The organism is Kribbella capetownensis, from assembly GCF_004331485.1.
Taxonomy (GTDB): domain Bacteria; phylum Actinomycetota; class Actinomycetes; order Propionibacteriales; family Kribbellaceae; genus Kribbella; species Kribbella capetownensis.
Window position 1 is genome coordinate 157,545 of sequence record NZ_SJKD01000006.1, and the last position, 16,067, is coordinate 173,611.

A 16,067-nucleotide genomic window follows, 5' to 3' on the forward strand; every position below is an offset into this window, starting at 1 on the left:
GCTCGTGACCTCCACTTTCTTGACGAGTCACTCGCGCGCTGAGCGGGGGAACGGGCTAGCCTTCCGGCATGCCTTCGCACACGGATGACCTGCGGCTCGCCCACATCCTGGCCGACGACGCGGACTCGACCACGATGGACCGCTACAAGGCGCTCGACCTGCACGTGGCCACCAAGCCGGATCTGTCTCCGGTGAGCGAGTCCGACAGCAGGGTCGAGGACGTGATGCGCAAGACGCTGGCCCGGGCCCGGCCGCGGGACGCGTTCGTGGGCGAGGAGGAAGGCACCACCGGCTGGGGCGTACGGCGCTGGGTGGTCGACCCGATCGACGGCACCAAGAACTACATCCGTGGCGTCCCGGTCTGGGCGACGCTGATCAGCCTGATGATCGAGGACCAGGTGGTCGTCGGAGTGGTGTCCGCCCCGGCGCTGGGCAAGCGCTGGTGGGCGTCGTACGGCGATGGAGCCTGGACCGGCCGCGCACTGATGTCCGCGCAGCCGTGCCGGGTCAGCGACGTGAGCCGGATCGAGGACGCGTCGCTGTCGTACGCCTCGCTCAAGGGCTGGGAGAAGATCGGCAAGAAGAACCAGTGGGCCGAGCTGATGGAGTCCTGCTGGCGGACCCGCGCGTACGGCGACTTCTGGTCGTACATGCTGGTCGCCGAAGGCGCGGTCGACATCGCCGCGGAGCCCGAGCTCAACCTGTACGACATGGCCGCGCTGGCGATCATCGTCGACGAGGCCGGCGGCAAGTTCACCTCGGTCGACGGCACCCCCGGCCCGAACGGCGCGAACGCCATCGCCACCAACGGCCGCCTGCACGACGAGGTCCTCAAGCGCCTCGAGTGAGCCTCCGCTGCAGGAACTCGGCCTCCACCGCGTTGCTCGTGAACGCCAGCGCCTCCTCGTACGCCGCGACCGCCTCCGTCCAGTTCCCGGTACGGCGCAACAGCTCGGCCCGCGTGGATGCGAGGTACGGATAGGTCGCCAGCGCCGGATCGTCGGCGAGCGAACGGAGTACCCGCAACGCCGCCTGCGGACCATCGACGTAGCTGAGCGCGACGACACGGTTCAGCGCGATCACCGGTGACGGCCAGCACGCCAGCAGCAGGTCGTACAGGCCGAGGATTTCGGGCCAGTCCGTGTCCTCCCAGCGCTCGGCCTCCGCATGCACCGCGGCGATGGCCGCCATCAGCCCGAACCGCCCCACCGGCCACCCCAGCGCTTCATGGACCAGGGTCAGTCCCTCAGCGATCAGCTCTCGGTCCCAGACCGCCCGATCCTGGTCCTCCATCAGCACCAACTGCCCGGCGGCATCAACCCGGGCCGCCTGTCGCGCCTGTGTCAGCAACAGCAGTGCGAGCAGCGCCGTCGCCTCGCCGCTGTCCGGCAGCAGCAGCCGCACCATCCGCGCCAGGTCAAGCCCTCGCCGCGCCAGATCCGGCCTGGCGAGCTCGTCACCGTCCGCCGCCGTGTGCCCGGCGGTGTAGACGAGATGTACGACGTCCAGCACGGTGTCGATGCGCTCCGGGAGATCGGCCGGCCGCGGGATCCGGTACGGGATCCCGGACCGGGAGATCTTGTGCTTCGCGCGGGTGATCCGCGCCTGCATGGTGGCCTCCTTCACCAAGAACGCCTTGGCGATCTCCGCCGACGACAATCCGCAGACCAGCCGCAGCGTGAGCGCGATCTGCGCCTCCTGCGCGAGCGCCGGGTGGCAGCACGTGAACACCAGTCGCAGCCGGTCGTCCGGGAACACTCCGTCGGAGTCCTCGACCGGATCCGGCATCAGTAGCGGCAGCTTCCGCCGTACGACGTCCGCATGCCGCCGCTGCTCGAGCGCACGCCGCGTGGCCACCGTTGTCAGCCACGCTCCCGGTCGCGCCGGCACTCCTTGATCCCGCCAGTGCACCAGCGCCTTGGCGTACGCGTCCTGCACACAGTCCTCGGCCAGGTCCAGGTCGGCCGCCACCCGGGCCGTGGCGGCCAGGACGAAGGCCCACTCGCGTTCGTGGGCCTTCGCCACAGCCTCGGCGACGGTGTCAGCCACCGTTGACGATGGGTCGCACCTCGACCCCACCCATCGGCGACGGCACCTGCTTGGCGATCTCCAGCGCCTCGTCCAGGTCAGCGGCCTCGATCAGGTAGTAGCCGCCCATCACCTCTTTGGTCTCGGCGAACGTCCCGTCGGTGACCACGAACCCGCCGTTGCCGTCGCGGCGGATCGACGTCGCCGTACTGCTCTCCCCCAGCTGTGCACCGCCACGCAGCGCCGCCGAGTTGGCCGCGGCGAACTCCTGGTGCCGCAGGTGGTTCGCCTGCTCCGCCGGCGGGCCGGCCGCCGCCCACTTGGCCTCGTCGTCGTAGATCATCACCAGGTACTTGCCCACTGATGTCACCTCTCTCATCGTCTGTCGGTTCCAGCATTCACCACTTCGATGCGCGACCCCGGCCCGGATCGACACGACCGGCGGAGAATTTCCGGACCACGTAGGGTGGCGGCATGCCCTTGACCTACCCCATCGCGGAGCAGACGCTGGACAACGGCTTACGCGTCGTCGTCAGCTCGGACCGCGCCGTCCCGATCGTCGCGGTGAACCTCTGGTACGACGTCGGATCGCGCCACGAGCCGGAGGGGCTGACCGGGTTCGCGCACCTGTTCGAGCACCTGATGTTCCAGGGATCGCGCAACGTCGCCTCCGGTCAGCACTTCAGCCTGCTGGAGAACGCCGGCGCCAGTCTGAACGCGAGCACGTTCTTCGACCGGACGAACTACTTCGAGTCACTGCCGAGCGGCGGGCTGGACCTGGCCCTGTGGCTCGAGGCGGACCGGATGGGCTACCTGCTCGACGCGGTCAACCAGGAGAACCTGGACAACCAGCGCGACGTGGTCAAGGAGGAGAAGCGGCAGAGCTACGACAACCGCCCGTACGGCGACTCGTACGAGCGGCTGGTCCGGCTCGCCTTCCCCGCGGACCACCCGTACGCGCACATGACGATCGGCTCGATGGCCGACCTGGACGCGGCGTCGGTCGAGGATGTACACGCGTTCTTCCGCAAGTACTACGGCCCGAACAACGCCGTCCTGACGATCGTCGGCGACGTCTCGGTCGAGGACGCGTTCGACGCCGCCAAGCGGTACTTCGGTCACCTGCCGGCCATCCCGCAGCCGCCGGCCGCGCCGGACGGCACGATCGGCCCGCTCACCGAAGTACACCGCGACGACGTTGTCTCCGACGTACCGTCCGACCTGGTCACGATGATGTTCCGGCTGCCCATGGACGGCACGCCGGAGCTGGACGCGGCCGGGCTCGCGCTCGACGTCCTCGCCGCCGGGCAGAGCGGCCGGCTGAACCGGAGGCTGGTCCGCGACGAGCAGATCGCGCAGTCGGTCTCGGGCGGCGCGCTGCCGCTGATCGGCGGTGTGTCGTTCGGCACGCTGACCGGCATCGCCTCTGACGGCGTGGACCTGCAGAAGGTCGAGGACGCGCTGCTCGAGGAGGTCGAGAAGCTCGCCGAGGAGGGCGTCACCGAGGACGAGCTGGCGACCGTGCAGGCACAGGCGGAGCGGGACTGGCTGGAGCAGCTGTCCACGTGCGCCGGCCGGGCCGACGAGATCTCCCACCACGCGCTGCTGTTCGGCGATCCGAACCGGATCAACACCCGCATCGATCAAGTCCGTGCGGTGACAGTGGAGCAGGTGCAGGCGGCCGCGGCGCAGTGGATCCGCGCCGCCGGACGTGTGGAGGTCGCTTACCGCCGGTCGGAGAACGCAGGAGAGCAGGCATGAACCAGGTTCTGACCACCCCACCGGCCGTCGGTGCGCCGCGCCCGTGGAAGTTCCCCGAGGCCACCACGACGACGACCAGCTCCGGTTCCCCGGTGCACGTCTTCGATCGCCCTGGCCAGTACGTCGCCACCGTCCGCGTGACGATCGCGATGCCGCTGCTCGCGGAACCGCGAGAGCTCGAGGGCGTCGCCACGATCATGTCCCGCACCCTCGACGAGGGCACCGAACTGCGCTCGGCCAACGAGTTCGCGGCCGCCCTCGAGCGGCACGGAGCGGCGTACGGCGTGGATGTCAGCTCGGACGCCTTGCACGTGGAGATCTCGGTCCCGGTGTCGCACCTGGCGCCGGCGGTGCAGCTGCTCGCGGAGGCGGTCACCCGGCCCGCGTTCAACCAGGCCGACGTCGGCCGGCACGTGACGATCCGGCTCGGCGAGATCAACCAGGAGCGAGCCAACGCCGGCTACCGGGCCCGCGAGGCCTTCTCGGGCCACCTGTTCGACCCGTCGACGCGACGGTCCCGGCCGACCGCCGGCACCCCGGACACGATCCGCCCGCTGACCAACGCGCAGGTCGCCGACTTCTACCGGCGCAACATCGGCCCGGAGCGCGCGCAGATGCTGTTCGCGGGAGACGCGACCGGCGTCGACGTGGCCGGCATCATCGACGAGGCCTTCGGCGGCTGGACGTCGACCGCCGGTACTGCGCTGGATACGCCCGAGCCGCTGTACCTCGTGGGCAACCGGGTCGTGCTGGTCGACCGGCCGGGATCGGTGCAGAGCCAGTTGCTCATCGGCTGCGCCGGACCGGACCGTCGCGACCCCGCGTGGGGCGCGGCCGCAGTCGCGAACCACGTCGTCGGCGGCACGATCACCTCCCGGGTGGACACCGTGCTGCGCGAGGAGAAGGGCTACACCTACGGCACGCGGACCAGCTTCGCGGCGCCCCGCAAGGGTGGGACCTTCAGCCTCGGCGGCGCCGTACGCACCGAGGTGACCGGTGCCGCGATCGGTGACGCACTGCGGATCCTGCGCGAGGCCCGCGACGGGCTGACCGAGCAGGAGGTCCAGGAGGCGAAGGACAGCCTGATCCGGACCGCCCCGCTGCGGTACGAGCAGGCCGATTCCGTGGCCCAGCAGGTCGGCAGCAACATCGCGAACGGCGTACCGATCGACTTCGCCGACACCTACCTGACCCAGATCGCCGCCACCACCGCGGCCGAAGCCTCCGAGGCGTACCGGCGGTATGTGGGAACCGACGGGCTACTGGTCGTCGTCGTAGGGGAAGCCAAGGAAGTTCGTCCCCAGCTCGCGGAGCTGGACCTGGGTGAACTGATCGACGTGAGCTGAGGACATCCGTTGCTCCTCTGCTCAGCGTCTGGCCCTGAGTAGAGGAGCACGATGATGTCGTTCGCCGAACGTCCCACCGACGCGACGGACCGCACGCACACGTTCTGGCCGGCGTACCCGGTCCAGCCCGGCTTCCCGGACCGGCCGGCGTACGGCATCCTGCAGGACCACTCGCAGGCCACCGTCTCGCTCGTCCTCGGCGCAATCGCGCTGTGCACCGGCTTCGTGTTCCTCTCGCCGGTGGCCTGGTGGCTCGGCAACCAGGCCCTCGCCGAGATCGACGCCTCGCCGGGCGTCTACAACAACCGCGGCATGGCCCAGGCCGGCCAGATCTGCGGCATGATCGGCACCGCCCTCCTGGCCGTCGGCCTGCTGTTCCTCGTGGTCATGGTCATCGTGCTCTTGGCCGCCGCCTGACTCACTGCCCCACCAGCAGGCAGGTGACAGTCCGGTCGCCCTTCTGCCAGGAGTCCTGACTCGGCCGGACGACAAAGACGCGCGACGGCGTGTTGACCTGTTCCTTCGAGGCGATCCACCGATTCCAGCATCCCGCCTCCGCCGGCTTCCGCATCACCTCGTCGCCGAGCCACGAACCGTCCGGCATCGCGAACCGAGCGAACACCCGGCCGCCGTTGGGCTGGTCACACGGCTTCACGGCAACGTCCTTGATCTCCCCCTGCGGCAGCTCCCCGACACAGTCCCCGACCTCGAGCTTGCTCCCCGGCGTCACCGGCTCTCGCGCCGTGTGCGCCGCTGAGTCCGGATCGATCCGGTCCAGGAAATGATTGAGGATCTTCAGGTCGACAGACATCCAGACGGCAGCGATCACGAACCCGGTGATCGCGATCCGCGCGCCCTGCTCGCCGCGCTTCCTCGCCTGGTCCATCGCCTTGATCCCGAGCGGGATGCTGACCGGGACAAGCCCGACGATGGCGAGGACGAGCGACAGCACTGCCTTCCTGTTGGTCGGCCTGAGCCCCGCCGAGACCGGCGGCATGTTCGGGAACGGCGGCGGGCCGGGCTCCGACGTGGCGCGCTGGTCGCGCGGTGGCGGGCCGGATTCCGGGGTCTCGGCCGGGGGCCGGGCGCTGTATTCCGGGAACTTCGGATGACTCATGCTTCCCCCAGGAAGGTGTTGTTCCTACTGCGGTGTGAGCAGGCAGGTGACGCCGCGGTCCCCCAACCGCCAGGTCTGCTCAGTCGGTCCCAGGACGAAGATGTTCGACGGCTGCTCGGCCTGCTCCCTCGAAGCGGACCACCGATCCCAGCAGCCGTTCCTCACCTGCTGCCGGACTGGCTCCTGCCCCGGCCACGGTCCCGCCGGCAAGACGAACAGGGCGAACACCCGCCCTCCGTTCGGCTGATCGCACGGCGTCACAGTGACCTGCCTGACAGCCCCTTCCTCCAGCTTCGCCACGCAGTCGCCGACCTTGAGCTCCTGCGGTCGCGTGGCCTGAGACGTCGTCACCTGCCCCGCCGCCAAGTCCCGATCCGACTCGTCGCTGTCGGTCGCGCCAACCCACACCACGAGGCCAACGATCCACAGCCCGGAGACCGCCAAGGCGGCGATCGCCTTCCCCTTCCCGGTCTGGTTACGACCCGCGATCCGGACCAGCGAGGCGATCGCCATCGGGATGCTGATCAGGACAGCACCGAGGCACCCGAAGACCAGGGCCACCATCGCCAACGTGCTGCTTCCACCCGGTGGCAGCCCTTCGATCGGCCGCATGTTCGGCAACGGTCCGTCGCCGCCACGCTTGCGCCGCGCGCCGCGGTCCCGCTTCGCGCCGCCGGTTTGCGGACGGGCGGCGTACTCCGGGAACTTCGGCTCTTGCGGATAACTCACGTCTCCCCCCAGGAGTGTGTGTTGGTTCCTACTTCGGTGTGAGCAGGCAGGTGGTGCCGCGGTCGCCCAGGCTCCAGCCGTCCTCGGTCGGGTGCAGGTAGAAGATGCTGGAATCCGCGGAAGCCTGCTGCTTGGATACCTTCCAGCGGCTGGTGCAACCGTTCTCGGCCGCCGTCTGGACCGCGGTCAGACCCGGCCAGTCCCCCGCCGGCAGGTCGAAGACAGCGAAGATCTTACCGCCGGTGGGCTGATCGCACGGTACGACCTTGATGTTCGCGACCTCGCCCTCGTTGATCTCGCTCACGCAGTCGCCGACCCGGAGCTTGTCGGGCCTGGTGTTCTGCGTCGTCGTGACCTGTCCGGAGGCGTCCCGGTCCGGCTCACCGTCGCCGAACACGGCGATCGCGACCACGATGCCGACCAGCCAGAGGCCGGAGACGGCCAGCCCGGCGATGGCCAGACCTTTGCCCTTCTGGCCCTTCTTCGGGATCTGGGTCAGCGCGACGATGCCGAGAATGATGCTGATCAGGATGCCGCCGAGCACCCCGAAGATCAGCGAAAGGATCGCCGGCACACTCGTCTTCTGCGGCTGCCCCGGATAAGGCCCCGGCATGCCGGGGTACGGCGCCTGCCCGCCGTACTGCGCTCCCGGGTACTGCTGTCCGGGATACGGCTGACCCTGGTACGGCGGTTGCCCCGCATATCCGGGCTGCCCGAAACCCGCTTGGCCCGGCCCCGGTTGCCCGATCCCAGGCTGCCCCGGCCCCGACTGCCCGGGGTGCTGCGGTGCACCGTACGGGTTCTGCTGTGGCGATCCGCCGTACTGGGGTTGCTGCGGTGTGCCGCCGTGCGGGGGCTGCCCGGGGGACGGCGTACCGGAGTCACCGTCCGTGGGATGTGTCGGATCCATGCACGGACTGTAGTCCCCAGCCGGGGGCTTTTCGGTCGATCAGCTGGAGATGTAGTTGGACAGTTGCTCCCGTTCGAACTCGAGCTCACCGATCCGGGACTTCACCACGTCACCGATGCTGACCAGTCCGGACAAGGCCCCGTCGACCACGACCGGCACGTGCCGGATCCGGTGCTCGGTCATCAGCCGCATCAGGTTGTCGATCAGTTCGTCCGGCGTACAGGTGCGGACCTCGGCGGTCATGATCGCGCTGACCCGGACGTCGCCCGCCTCAGGGGTGCCGTTCCACAGCCGCACGATGTCGCGCTCGGAGACGATGCCGGCCACCGACGACCCGTCCGGGCTGACCACGACCGCGCCGATGTTGTGTTCGGCCAGCAGTGCGAGCAGTTCGGTGACAGTGGCTTCTGGGGAGATGGTGACGACCTGGTTGCCCTTGCCGCGCAGTACGTCGTTGATCTTCACGGAGCCTCCTGCAGGATCGAAGGACCAATACCCCAAGGTAGCGAAATCCACCCGCATCCGGCAGCCCTCGCCTGTCACCCCCCGTGACAACGATGGACAACCAGTAACAGGAATTCAGGCTTCCTGTCTGGCGGTGTGCAGCTCGACAGGTAGTGCACCTGTGAGACGGCGTACACGGAGACGCACACGCACTCAACTGCACTGCCATCGGACCGATACCTCCTGTCGATCTGCACGCCGACTTCCAGAACAAGCCACGGATCAGTCACACAGCGGCGAGCGTCCGCCGGCGACGCAGCGTGAGCTGTGGGCGCACGTAAGGTTGGGGGGTGAGCTTCATTGTGCCGGGGCAGGGGAAGAGGAACGAAGATGTTGGGCGCTCCGAGGCCGGGGCTCCGCCTTTCGCTCCCGGGGCTACCGATCTGCCGGCGTTCGAGGAGCCGCCGGACGTGGCGGTTGCGGGGTGGCCGGAGGAGCTGCAGCAAGTCGTGCAGGACGACTTCCGGCGTACCAGCGCTCTCGCCAGCTATCGGTGGAAGACCGCGGACACCGCGCTGCAGGACGTCGTACGCGGGCTGGACGACCTGCTCGACCTAGTCGCCGAACGGGTCCAGGCTGGCGAGCCGAAGCGGTCCCGGCGTCAGACCAAGAAGTCCACTCAGGGCACGGCCGCGACTGCGTTGCTGGCCGAGCTGCCGTTCGCGGATGTGGCGGATCTGCTCGGCATTCCGGCCGACGAGATCGACGACATGCTCGAGCTCGTCACTCGCCGGTCGCGCGCGGATCGTCGTACGGCGCTGCGAGCCATCAAGCAGCTGCGTGCACAGTTGCAGCACATCGAGGTCACCAAGGATCACTCGCGACTCAGCCGGCTGTTCAGCTTCATCGTCAGACTCTTCCTGGTGCTCGGCACCGCCGTCGGGTCGCAGTCGGTCTCCGAGTTGGTCGCGGGCGACCCGCAACTGGACGCGATGATTCAGACCGGGGTCGGCGCCCTGGTCGCGTTCGCACTCGAACGGTCAACGGCCGCGCTCCGCGACGCCTGGCACGAACGCGAGCCCGCGACGGTCGCAGCCGAAGCCCACAAGTCTGTACTCAAAGCGCTCGCGGACGCGGCGCCCGCCGACGACAACGAGCGCACAGTCTGGGCCTTCCGGATCCTCGTGTGTTCCGCCCGCGCCTGGGTCGCGTGCTTCCAACTGGAATGGGCCTTCACCGAGAAACTCGAGTACTGGCAGGCGCTCGACGAAATCCCGGAAGCGATCCGCACGGACTCCGCCGACACCCTCCGAACCATCCACCAACGCCTGGACGCACTCACACCGCCTAAGCCTTGATCGAAAGGTCTTCCTCGTACGCGGTCTGGAGGTCTTCGTCCCAGGGCTCGGACTCGGCGGCGAGCGAGTCGAGGACCGTCTCGGGGCGAGTTGCGCCCGAGATCACGGACAGCACGGGAGACGATTCGAGCAGCGCGCGCAGTTGCAGGCGTTGCCGGGATACGCCGCGTGCGGCTGCCATCGCCGCCAGCCGTGGCGCGTTCGACGAGGAGCGCAGCGGCGAATAGGCGAAGAACGGCACCTCGCCGGCTTCGCACCACGCGACGACCTCGGCTGACTCGCGTCCCATCGCCGAGTGCAGATTCTGTACGGCGTCCACGCGAGCGATCGCGGTCGCGCGTTCAAGATCGGCCACGGTGACGTTCGACAGACCGATCCGTGCCACCTTCCCTTCGTCGCGAAGCGCCGCCAGAGCCGACATGCCCTCCTCGACAGGCTGTTCCGCGAGGTCGACTCGGTGCAGGTAGTACAGCTCGAGACGCTCGCCTGCGAACACCCGCAGACTCGTCTCCACGTCAGACCGGATCCGGCCGGCGCTGATGTCCGCGTCCCACGTGTTCGCGCCCGTTCGCGAATGCCCGCCCTTCGTCCCAACGATCACGCCCGTACCACGGGCCGCTTCCGCCGCAAGCTCCTCGCCATACAGCGGCGCATCGACCTGCGCATACGCCCGAGCGGTGTCAAGAATCGCCGTACCCGCAGCGATTCCGGCCCGAATCATCGCAAGATCAGCCACCCGATCCCGAGGCGTCATCGACACCCCAGCAACCCCAAGCCCAACCCGCCCAACAAACTCCACCACCACGCCTCCAACCAGCCATGTCTTCTGCCGACAGTGACAGTACGACGGATCGGCTACAGGTTGGTCTGAGCCTCGAGTTCGTCCGGGTACCGGCCGCCCTCGATCTCGATCTGCGCCGACGCCTCGGTGAGCTGAGCCACCTCGTCAGTGGACAGTGTGACGTCGGCGGCCGCGACGTTCTCTTCCATCCGGTGCAGCTTGGTCGTGCCGGGAATCGGGACGATCCACGGCTTCTGCGCGAGCAGCCACGCGAGCGCGATCTGCGCCGGCGTCACGTCCTTCGTGGCTGCGAAGGATTGCACCAGTTCGACCATGGCGATGTTGTGCTGCAAGGCGTCGGCGCCGAAGCGCGGGATGCGCGCCCGCAGGTCGTTGTCCTTGTCGAAGCTGCTCGACGTACTAAGGGTTCCGGTGAGGAATCCCTTGCCCAGTGGGCTGTACGGGACGAACCCGATGCCGAGTTCTTCGCAGGTGGCGAGGACCTCCTGCTCAGGACGTCGCCACCACAGTGAGTACTCGCTCTGGACCGCGGTCACCGGCTGTACGGCGTGGGCGCGACGGATCGTGCCGGCCGCTGCCTCGGACATCCCGTAGCGCTTGACCTTGCCGGCCTCGATCAGCTCCTTCACCGCCCCGGCAAACTCCTCGATCGGAACCTCGGGGTTGACCCGATGCTGGTAGTAGAGGTCGATCGCGTCGACCCCGAGCCGCCGCAGCGAGCCTTCGACGACGCGGGCGAGTTCTTCGGGCCGCAGCATCCGCCCTCGCGGCTTGCGTTCCACCGGATCGATGTCGGCGGCGAACTTCGTCGCGATGGTCACTCGGTCCAGGTACGGCGCGAGCGCCTCGCCGACAAGCTCTTCGTTCGCGTGCGGGCCGTAGATCTCCGCAGTGTCGAAGAAGGTGACGCCGCGATCCACGGCGGCGTGCAGCAGCGCGATCATCTCCTGCCGGTCGGGGCGGCCGCCGTACCCACCGGTCATCGTCATACAACCGAGTCCAACGGCCGAGACGGCCGGGCCGCCGGTCCCAAGGGTGCGTTCCTGCATGGTCTGTTCTCCGATCTGCTGGTGGCCGCCCGGGAGCGTCGTACGGCGTTCAGTCAACGCGGGTCGATCGATTCGCGGGAGGTCGGGCTGAACCGGGTTCTGACAGAACCCCCCTCACCGGCGACCGGGTTCGTACGCTGGAACGCATGGGCACCGAGAACCGGAAGCAGGTGCGCGACTTTCTGGTCAGCCGGCGAGGCAACGTCACGCCGGAGCAGGCCGGGCTGCAGCACTACGGAGGCAATCGGCGTGTGCCGGGCCTGCGCCGCGAGGAAGTCGCGCTGCTGGCCGGACTCAGCGTCGACTACTACGCGCGGATCGAGAAGGGCAACATCTCCGGCGTCTCCGAGAGCGTGCTGCACGCCATCTCCGACGCCCTTCAGCTCGACGAGGCCGAACGTACGTACCTGTTCGATCTCGCCCGAACCGCGAACGCCAGCAGCCGGACTCCTCGCCGGGAACCCGCACGGCGAGTCCGGCCCGCCGTTCAGCGGATCCTCGACGGCATGGCGGCCACCCCCGCGCTCGTCCGCAACGGCCGCCTCGACATCCTCGCCGCCAATGCACTCGGCCGGGCTCTGTTCGCACCGATCTTCGACAGCCCTGTCAGCGCTCCCGGCCAACCACCGAACTTCGCGCGGTTCGGCTTCCTCGACCCGAACGCGCGCGACTTCTACCCCGACTGGGCCCTGTCCGCCAACACCAACGTCGCCATCCTGCGCACCGAGGCCGGGCGCGATCCGTACAACAAGGACCTCACCGAGTTGATCGGCGAACTCAGTACTCGCAGCGACGACTTCCGCACCCGCTGGGCCGACCAGAACGTCCGCCTGCACCGCACCGGCACCAAGTCCTTCCGCCACCCCGTCGTCGGCGAACTCACCGTCGACTTCGAAGGCATGGAACTGTCCGCCGATGCCGGCCTCACCCTCACCGCCTACACCCCCGAACCGGCCTCACCATCCGCCGACGCCCTCAACCTCCTCGGAAGCTGGGTTTCGAGCGCTACGACGTCCGGTACCGCGTGAGGCTTACCGGTCGATCAGTGGGAGGGCTGGGAAGGTGTGGTGCTGCCAGAGGAGGCGGGAGGTTTCCTCTTGGTAGGTGGTGACGGTCGGTTCGGTGTCGAGGAGTTGGACGAGGCACTGGTCGTCGTCGTACGTCGGCCAACCGGGGTCGCCGTCGGTGGCGAACGCCGTCCACGCGCCGCGGATCCGTGCCGACAGCGCTTCCGCCTCCGCGGAAGGGGGATCGCCGATCAGCAAGGCGGGCTGGCCGCTGCTGAGGTTGCCGAAGACGAGCGGTACGTCGAGGCCGTGGCAGGCACCGAGTCCGCCGCCCAGGCCTGGGGCCGGCCAGGTCAGTTCGTAGACGTGAGTCCGGCCGCCGGACGCGGCGTGCGCCTGAGCGAGGTGGAGGGTCGGCATGCGGAACAGCCAGTCGGAGTTGACCAGTTCATAGAGCTCCTCCGGGCCGGCGTCCGGGAAGGCCTCGCGATAGCTGCTGGGGCCGTCCGGGGCGAGAGTGCGCAACGCAGTCTCGGCCTGTTCCTCGGTCACCTGGCCGAGCACACCCTCGAGCAGACTGAACAACCGGTGCTCGTCGCGGACATGCCCGATCAGCAAGTCGACGTCCCGGCCGGCACCGTCGGCCAACGCCAGCCATGGGGTGGCCGGGAGTACGTCGCCGTCGACCACGGGAGCGTACGGGATCCGCCGGTAGGTGATCGGGCCCCAACGATCCTTCCACTCATCCATCTTCGCGAAGATGACGTCGCCTGCGGCCGACAACAGAGACGGGTCGACGGCGGACAGATCAGCCATCGTTGGCCGCACCCCCAATTCGGCAGCGCACGCGGTCGCGATGTCGCCCGCAAGCTCCGGCGAGAAGAATGCCCCCGGCGCGCTCTGTACGACGGCCCGACGAAACAGCCCGGCCGCCCGCGGCATGGCCAACAGCGCGGCGATCGATCCGCCACCCGCCGACTGCCCGAACACCGTCACCCGATGCGGGTCGCCTCCGAACACCCGGATGTTGTCGCGCACCCACTCCAGCGCGGCAACCTGGTCGAGCAGACCCCGGTTGGCAGGAGCACCGTCGATCTGACCGAATCCCTCCACGCCCAGCCGGTAGTTCAGCGTCACCACGACCACACCGCCAGCAGCCAGCCGACCACCATCCAACTCCGGAAGACTGGACGTCCCAACCGCATACCCGCCACCCGGAATCCACACCATCACAGGCAATCCGGCCCCCGGCCCCAGATCCGGCGACCACACGTTCACCGTCAGCCAGCCATCACCCGCGCCCTCCTCCGTGCGCGCACCCGTCGCCAACACACCCGCCTGCGGAGGCGGCGGCCCATACGAATCCGCCGCCCGCACCCCCGCCCACCCACGCACTGCCCGCGGCGAAGCAAACCGCAGCTCACCAACAGGCGGCTCGGCATAAGGCACCCCCCGAAAGACCACCACCCCCGCCTCCCGCGACCCACGCAGCACCCCAGCCCCCGTACGAACCTCGGGTCCAGAAGCCCCCTCAGCACCGACGCTCACGACGCTCCCCCTCCACAATCAGGCGAAAGCACACATCCCAACCCCCGCGGATCGTCCCACCACCCCAAGACACCGGCCAGCCATTTACAGCCAACCTGGGCACGCCGCGCCCTTCAAACCCACGGGAGAACACGGTGGGCCCGCCGAAGGCGGCCTAGAGTCAGCCGCCGCGCAGCGGTGTCATTGCGTGAGAGGTGTCAGCCCTTGATGGCGCCGCCGAGGGCGAAGGCGCCGCCGAGCTTCTTGCTGAGCAGGAGGTACAGCAGCAGGACCGGCATCGTGTAGATCAGGGAGTACGCCGCCAGTTGCCCGTAGTTCGGCTCGCCGTACTGCCCGAAGAACGTGAAGATGCTGACCGACGCCGGCAGCCGCTCAGGCGACAGCAACAACATGAACGGGACGAAGAAGTTTCCCCACATCCCGATGAAGGTGAAGATCAGCACCACCGCGATCCCCGGCCACATCAGCGGCAGCACGATCCGGGCCAACGCCTGCATGTTGCCGGCGCCGTCCACCCAGGCGGCTTCCTCGAGCGAGATCGGTACGCCGTCCATGAACGTCTTGGTCAGCCAGATAGCGAACGGCAGCGAAGCGGTCGCCATGAACATGATCGTGCCGCCCAGTGTGTCCACCAGGTTCAGCTGCACGAACAACCCATAGACCGGCACCATCACCGCGGTGATCGGCAAACCCGTACAGAACAACACAGTCAGCAGGAACGGCCGGTTGAACTTCGACTTGAAGCGGGACAGCGGGTAGGCCGCCAGTACCGCACAGATCATCGTCAGCAGGGCCGCACCACCACACAGCACGATGCCGTTGAGCACCGGCCGGTACGTCGTGTCGGTGTTCAGCACCGCCTTGAAGTTGCCGAGGGTCGGATGCGTCGGGAACTCGACCCGTAGGCCCGCCGTCCGGTTGATCGACGCGAACAGCACCCACAGCAACGGCAGCACGAACAGCACACCGATCGCCAGCAACACCAGGTTGCCGACCACCTTGCTGATCCGGTCGCGGGCTATCACGCTGCCTCCGAGTTGAGTCCACGCAGGTAGATCAGCGAGAAGACCGCGCCGATCGCCAGCATCACCAGGGCGATCGCCGTACCGTAGCCGATCTGGGAGAAGCTGAACGCCTGCTCGTACATGTACAGCGGCAACGTCTGGCTCTTCGTGCCAGGCCCGCCGCGGGTCATCGCGTAGATCAGGCCGAAGACGCTCAGCGTCTGCAGCGTGATCAGCATCAGGTTGGTCATGACCGCCCGGCTGATCATCGGCAGCGTGACGAACAGCAGCCGCCGGTAGCCGGAGGCACCGTCCATCTCGGCGGACTCCTCGATCTCCTTGGGAACTTCGCTCAACGCGGCGGAGTACACGAGCATCGAGAACGCCGTACCGCGCCAGATGTTGGCCAGTGACACGGCGATGATCGGTGCCGCGTACAACCAGTCCTGGCCGGGCAGGCCGACCGCGTGCAGCATCACGTTCAGCGTGCCCTCGTCGTTGAAGAACGCGCTGAGCAGGTACGCCGCCACCACCTCGGGCAGCACCCACGCACCGATGACCGCGGTCCCGACGAAGTTGCGGACCACTTTCGTGGAGCGGCGCATCAGCAGCGACAGTCCGAGCCCGAGGGTGTTCTGACCGATGATCGCGGAGATCAACGTGAACACCAGGGTCAGCCAGATCGCGTTGGTGAATGCACCACTACCGAAGGCTTTGCGGAAGTTGTCCAGGCCGACGAACTTCACGTTCGCCGCGCCGGTGCCGGTGAGCGCCATGTTCGTGAACGCGGCGTACAGGCAGTAGATGATCGGGCCGGCCAGGAAGACCAGCATCAACCCGATCGCCGGGCTCAGCGGCAACATCCGGAACAGCTTCGCGGCCTTCGGCCGCCCGCTCTTCCCGGCGGACTTGCCGGGAGGAGCGGAGGCGGCCGAAGTGGGAGCGACAGTCGTCGTCACAGGGG

The 16,067-nt window shown here is 68.2% G+C and carries 17 protein-coding genes; 6 read left to right on the top strand and 11 right to left on the bottom strand.

From position 1 onward, the window contains the following. The first annotated feature begins 68 nt into the window (after positions 1-68). Complete coding sequence (gene hisN, locus E0H75_RS25665) at positions 69-848, top strand: histidinol-phosphatase (RefSeq protein WP_131516214.1); 780 nt, start codon at positions 69-71, stop codon at positions 846-848. On the opposite strand, the gene E0H75_RS25670 is transcribed toward hisN, so the two are convergent. Further along, complete coding sequence (locus tag E0H75_RS25670) at positions 832-2,049, bottom strand: RNA polymerase sigma factor (RefSeq protein WP_131516215.1); 1,218 nt, start codon at positions 2,047-2,049, stop codon at positions 832-834. The genes hisN and E0H75_RS25670 overlap by 17 nt on opposite strands. Next, positions 2,042-2,398 (bottom strand): YciI family protein, encoded by a 357-nt coding sequence (locus tag E0H75_RS25675; RefSeq protein WP_202873175.1) that lies wholly within the window; start codon positions 2,396-2,398, stop codon positions 2,042-2,044. The genes E0H75_RS25670 and E0H75_RS25675 overlap by 8 nt, the downstream gene beginning before the upstream one ends. 104 nt (positions 2,399-2,502) lie before the next feature. On the opposite strand from E0H75_RS25675, the gene E0H75_RS25680 reads away from it, so the two are divergent. The 3 genes from E0H75_RS25680 to E0H75_RS25690 are packed head-to-tail and all read left to right on the top strand — an operon-like array spanning position 2,503 to position 5,552. Further along, positions 2,503-3,789: a M16 family metallopeptidase gene (locus tag E0H75_RS25680; RefSeq protein ID WP_131516216.1), complete on the top strand. Its 1,287-nt coding sequence runs from the start codon at positions 2,503-2,505 to the stop codon at positions 3,787-3,789. Then, positions 3,786-5,135: a M16 family metallopeptidase gene (locus tag E0H75_RS25685; RefSeq protein ID WP_131516217.1), complete on the top strand. Its 1,350-nt coding sequence runs from the start codon at positions 3,786-3,788 to the stop codon at positions 5,133-5,135. The genes E0H75_RS25680 and E0H75_RS25685 overlap by 4 nt, the downstream gene beginning before the upstream one ends. 54 nt (positions 5,136-5,189) lie before the next feature. Continuing rightward, positions 5,190-5,552: a DUF4190 domain-containing protein gene (locus E0H75_RS25690; RefSeq protein ID WP_238163273.1), complete on the top strand. Its 363-nt coding sequence runs from the start codon at positions 5,190-5,192 to the stop codon at positions 5,550-5,552. Position 5,553: 1 nt separating this feature from the next. On the opposite strand, the gene E0H75_RS25695 is transcribed toward E0H75_RS25690, so the two are convergent. The 4 genes from E0H75_RS25695 to E0H75_RS25710 are packed head-to-tail and all read right to left on the bottom strand — an operon-like array spanning position 5,554 to position 8,356. Next, entirely contained in the window at positions 5,554-6,252 is a 699-nt protein-coding gene (locus E0H75_RS25695; protein WP_131516219.1) for a DUF4190 domain-containing protein, read from the bottom strand. A gap of 24 nt (positions 6,253-6,276) precedes the next feature. After that, on the bottom strand, positions 6,277-6,981 hold the full coding sequence (locus tag E0H75_RS25700; protein WP_131516220.1) for a DUF4190 domain-containing protein: 705 nt from the start codon (positions 6,979-6,981) through the stop codon (positions 6,277-6,279). A gap of 28 nt (positions 6,982-7,009) precedes the next feature. Further along, on the bottom strand, positions 7,010-7,891 hold the full coding sequence (locus E0H75_RS25705) for a DUF4190 domain-containing protein (RefSeq protein ID WP_131516221.1): 882 nt from the start codon (positions 7,889-7,891) through the stop codon (positions 7,010-7,012). A gap of 39 nt (positions 7,892-7,930) precedes the next feature. Next, on the bottom strand, positions 7,931-8,356 hold the full coding sequence (locus tag E0H75_RS25710; protein WP_131516222.1) for a CBS domain-containing protein: 426 nt from the start codon (positions 8,354-8,356) through the stop codon (positions 7,931-7,933). A 449-nt stretch (positions 8,357-8,805) separates the two neighbouring features. Between E0H75_RS25710 and E0H75_RS25715 the strand changes: the two genes are divergently transcribed. Further along, positions 8,806-9,693: a hypothetical protein gene (locus E0H75_RS25715; RefSeq protein ID WP_131516223.1), complete on the top strand. Its 888-nt coding sequence runs from the start codon at positions 8,806-8,808 to the stop codon at positions 9,691-9,693. Here the strand turns inward: E0H75_RS25715 and E0H75_RS25720 are convergent. Together E0H75_RS25720 and E0H75_RS25725 are read right to left on the bottom strand one after the other, a co-directional pair. After that, positions 9,683-10,498 carry an aldo/keto reductase gene (locus tag E0H75_RS25720; protein ID WP_337589518.1) on the bottom strand — a complete coding sequence of 272 codons (816 nt, stop codon included), beginning with the start codon at positions 10,496-10,498 and terminating at the stop codon, positions 9,683-9,685. The genes E0H75_RS25715 and E0H75_RS25720 overlap by 11 nt on opposite strands. Positions 10,499-10,548: 50 nt before the next feature. Further along, a complete protein-coding gene (locus tag E0H75_RS25725; protein ID WP_131516624.1) occupies positions 10,549-11,544 on the bottom strand; it encodes an aldo/keto reductase in 996 nt (331 codons plus the stop codon). 146 nt (positions 11,545-11,690) lie between these two features. Between E0H75_RS25725 and E0H75_RS25730 the strand changes: the two genes are divergently transcribed. After that, on the top strand, positions 11,691-12,572 hold the full coding sequence (locus E0H75_RS25730; protein WP_131516225.1) for a helix-turn-helix domain-containing protein: 882 nt from the start codon (positions 11,691-11,693) through the stop codon (positions 12,570-12,572). A 3-nt stretch (positions 12,573-12,575) separates the two neighbouring features. On the opposite strand, the gene E0H75_RS25735 is transcribed toward E0H75_RS25730, so the two are convergent. The 3 genes from E0H75_RS25735 to E0H75_RS25745 form a co-directional block, all read right to left on the bottom strand. Next, positions 12,576-14,099, bottom strand: coding sequence for a carboxylesterase/lipase family protein (locus E0H75_RS25735; RefSeq protein ID WP_131516226.1), 1,524 nt, complete (start codon positions 14,097-14,099; stop codon positions 12,576-12,578). A gap of 197 nt (positions 14,100-14,296) precedes the next feature. Continuing rightward, the gene (locus E0H75_RS25740) at positions 14,297-15,124 is read right to left on the bottom strand and encodes a carbohydrate ABC transporter permease (RefSeq protein ID WP_131516227.1); all 828 of its coding nucleotides are present in this window, start codon (positions 15,122-15,124) and stop codon (positions 14,297-14,299) included. Next, complete coding sequence (locus E0H75_RS25745) at positions 15,121-16,062, bottom strand: carbohydrate ABC transporter permease (RefSeq protein ID WP_131358573.1); 942 nt, start codon at positions 16,060-16,062, stop codon at positions 15,121-15,123. Before E0H75_RS25745 ends, E0H75_RS25740 begins: the two co-directional genes overlap by 4 nt. Between the last annotated feature and the right edge of the window lie 5 nt (positions 16,063-16,067).

Coding starts and splice junctions, on each gene's coding strand:
- hisN (WP_131516214.1), top strand. CDS start 69: ATGCCTTCGCACACGGATGACCTGCGGCTCGCCCACATCCTGGCCGAC.
- E0H75_RS25680 (WP_131516216.1), top strand. CDS start 2,503: ATGCCCTTGACCTACCCCATCGCGGAGCAGACGCTGGACAACGGCTTA.
- E0H75_RS25685 (WP_131516217.1), top strand. CDS start 3,786: ATGAACCAGGTTCTGACCACCCCACCGGCCGTCGGTGCGCCGCGCCCG.
- E0H75_RS25690 (WP_238163273.1), top strand. CDS start 5,190: ATGTCGTTCGCCGAACGTCCCACCGACGCGACGGACCGCACGCACACG.
- E0H75_RS25695 (WP_131516219.1), bottom strand. CDS start 6,252: ATGAGTCATCCGAAGTTCCCGGAATACAGCGCCCGGCCCCCGGCCGAG.
- E0H75_RS25705 (WP_131516221.1), bottom strand. CDS start 7,891: ATGGATCCGACACATCCCACGGACGGTGACTCCGGTACGCCGTCCCCC.
- E0H75_RS25725 (WP_131516624.1), bottom strand. CDS start 11,544: ATGCAGGAACGCACCCTTGGGACCGGCGGCCCGGCCGTCTCGGCCGTT.
- E0H75_RS25730 (WP_131516225.1), top strand. CDS start 11,691: ATGGGCACCGAGAACCGGAAGCAGGTGCGCGACTTTCTGGTCAGCCGG.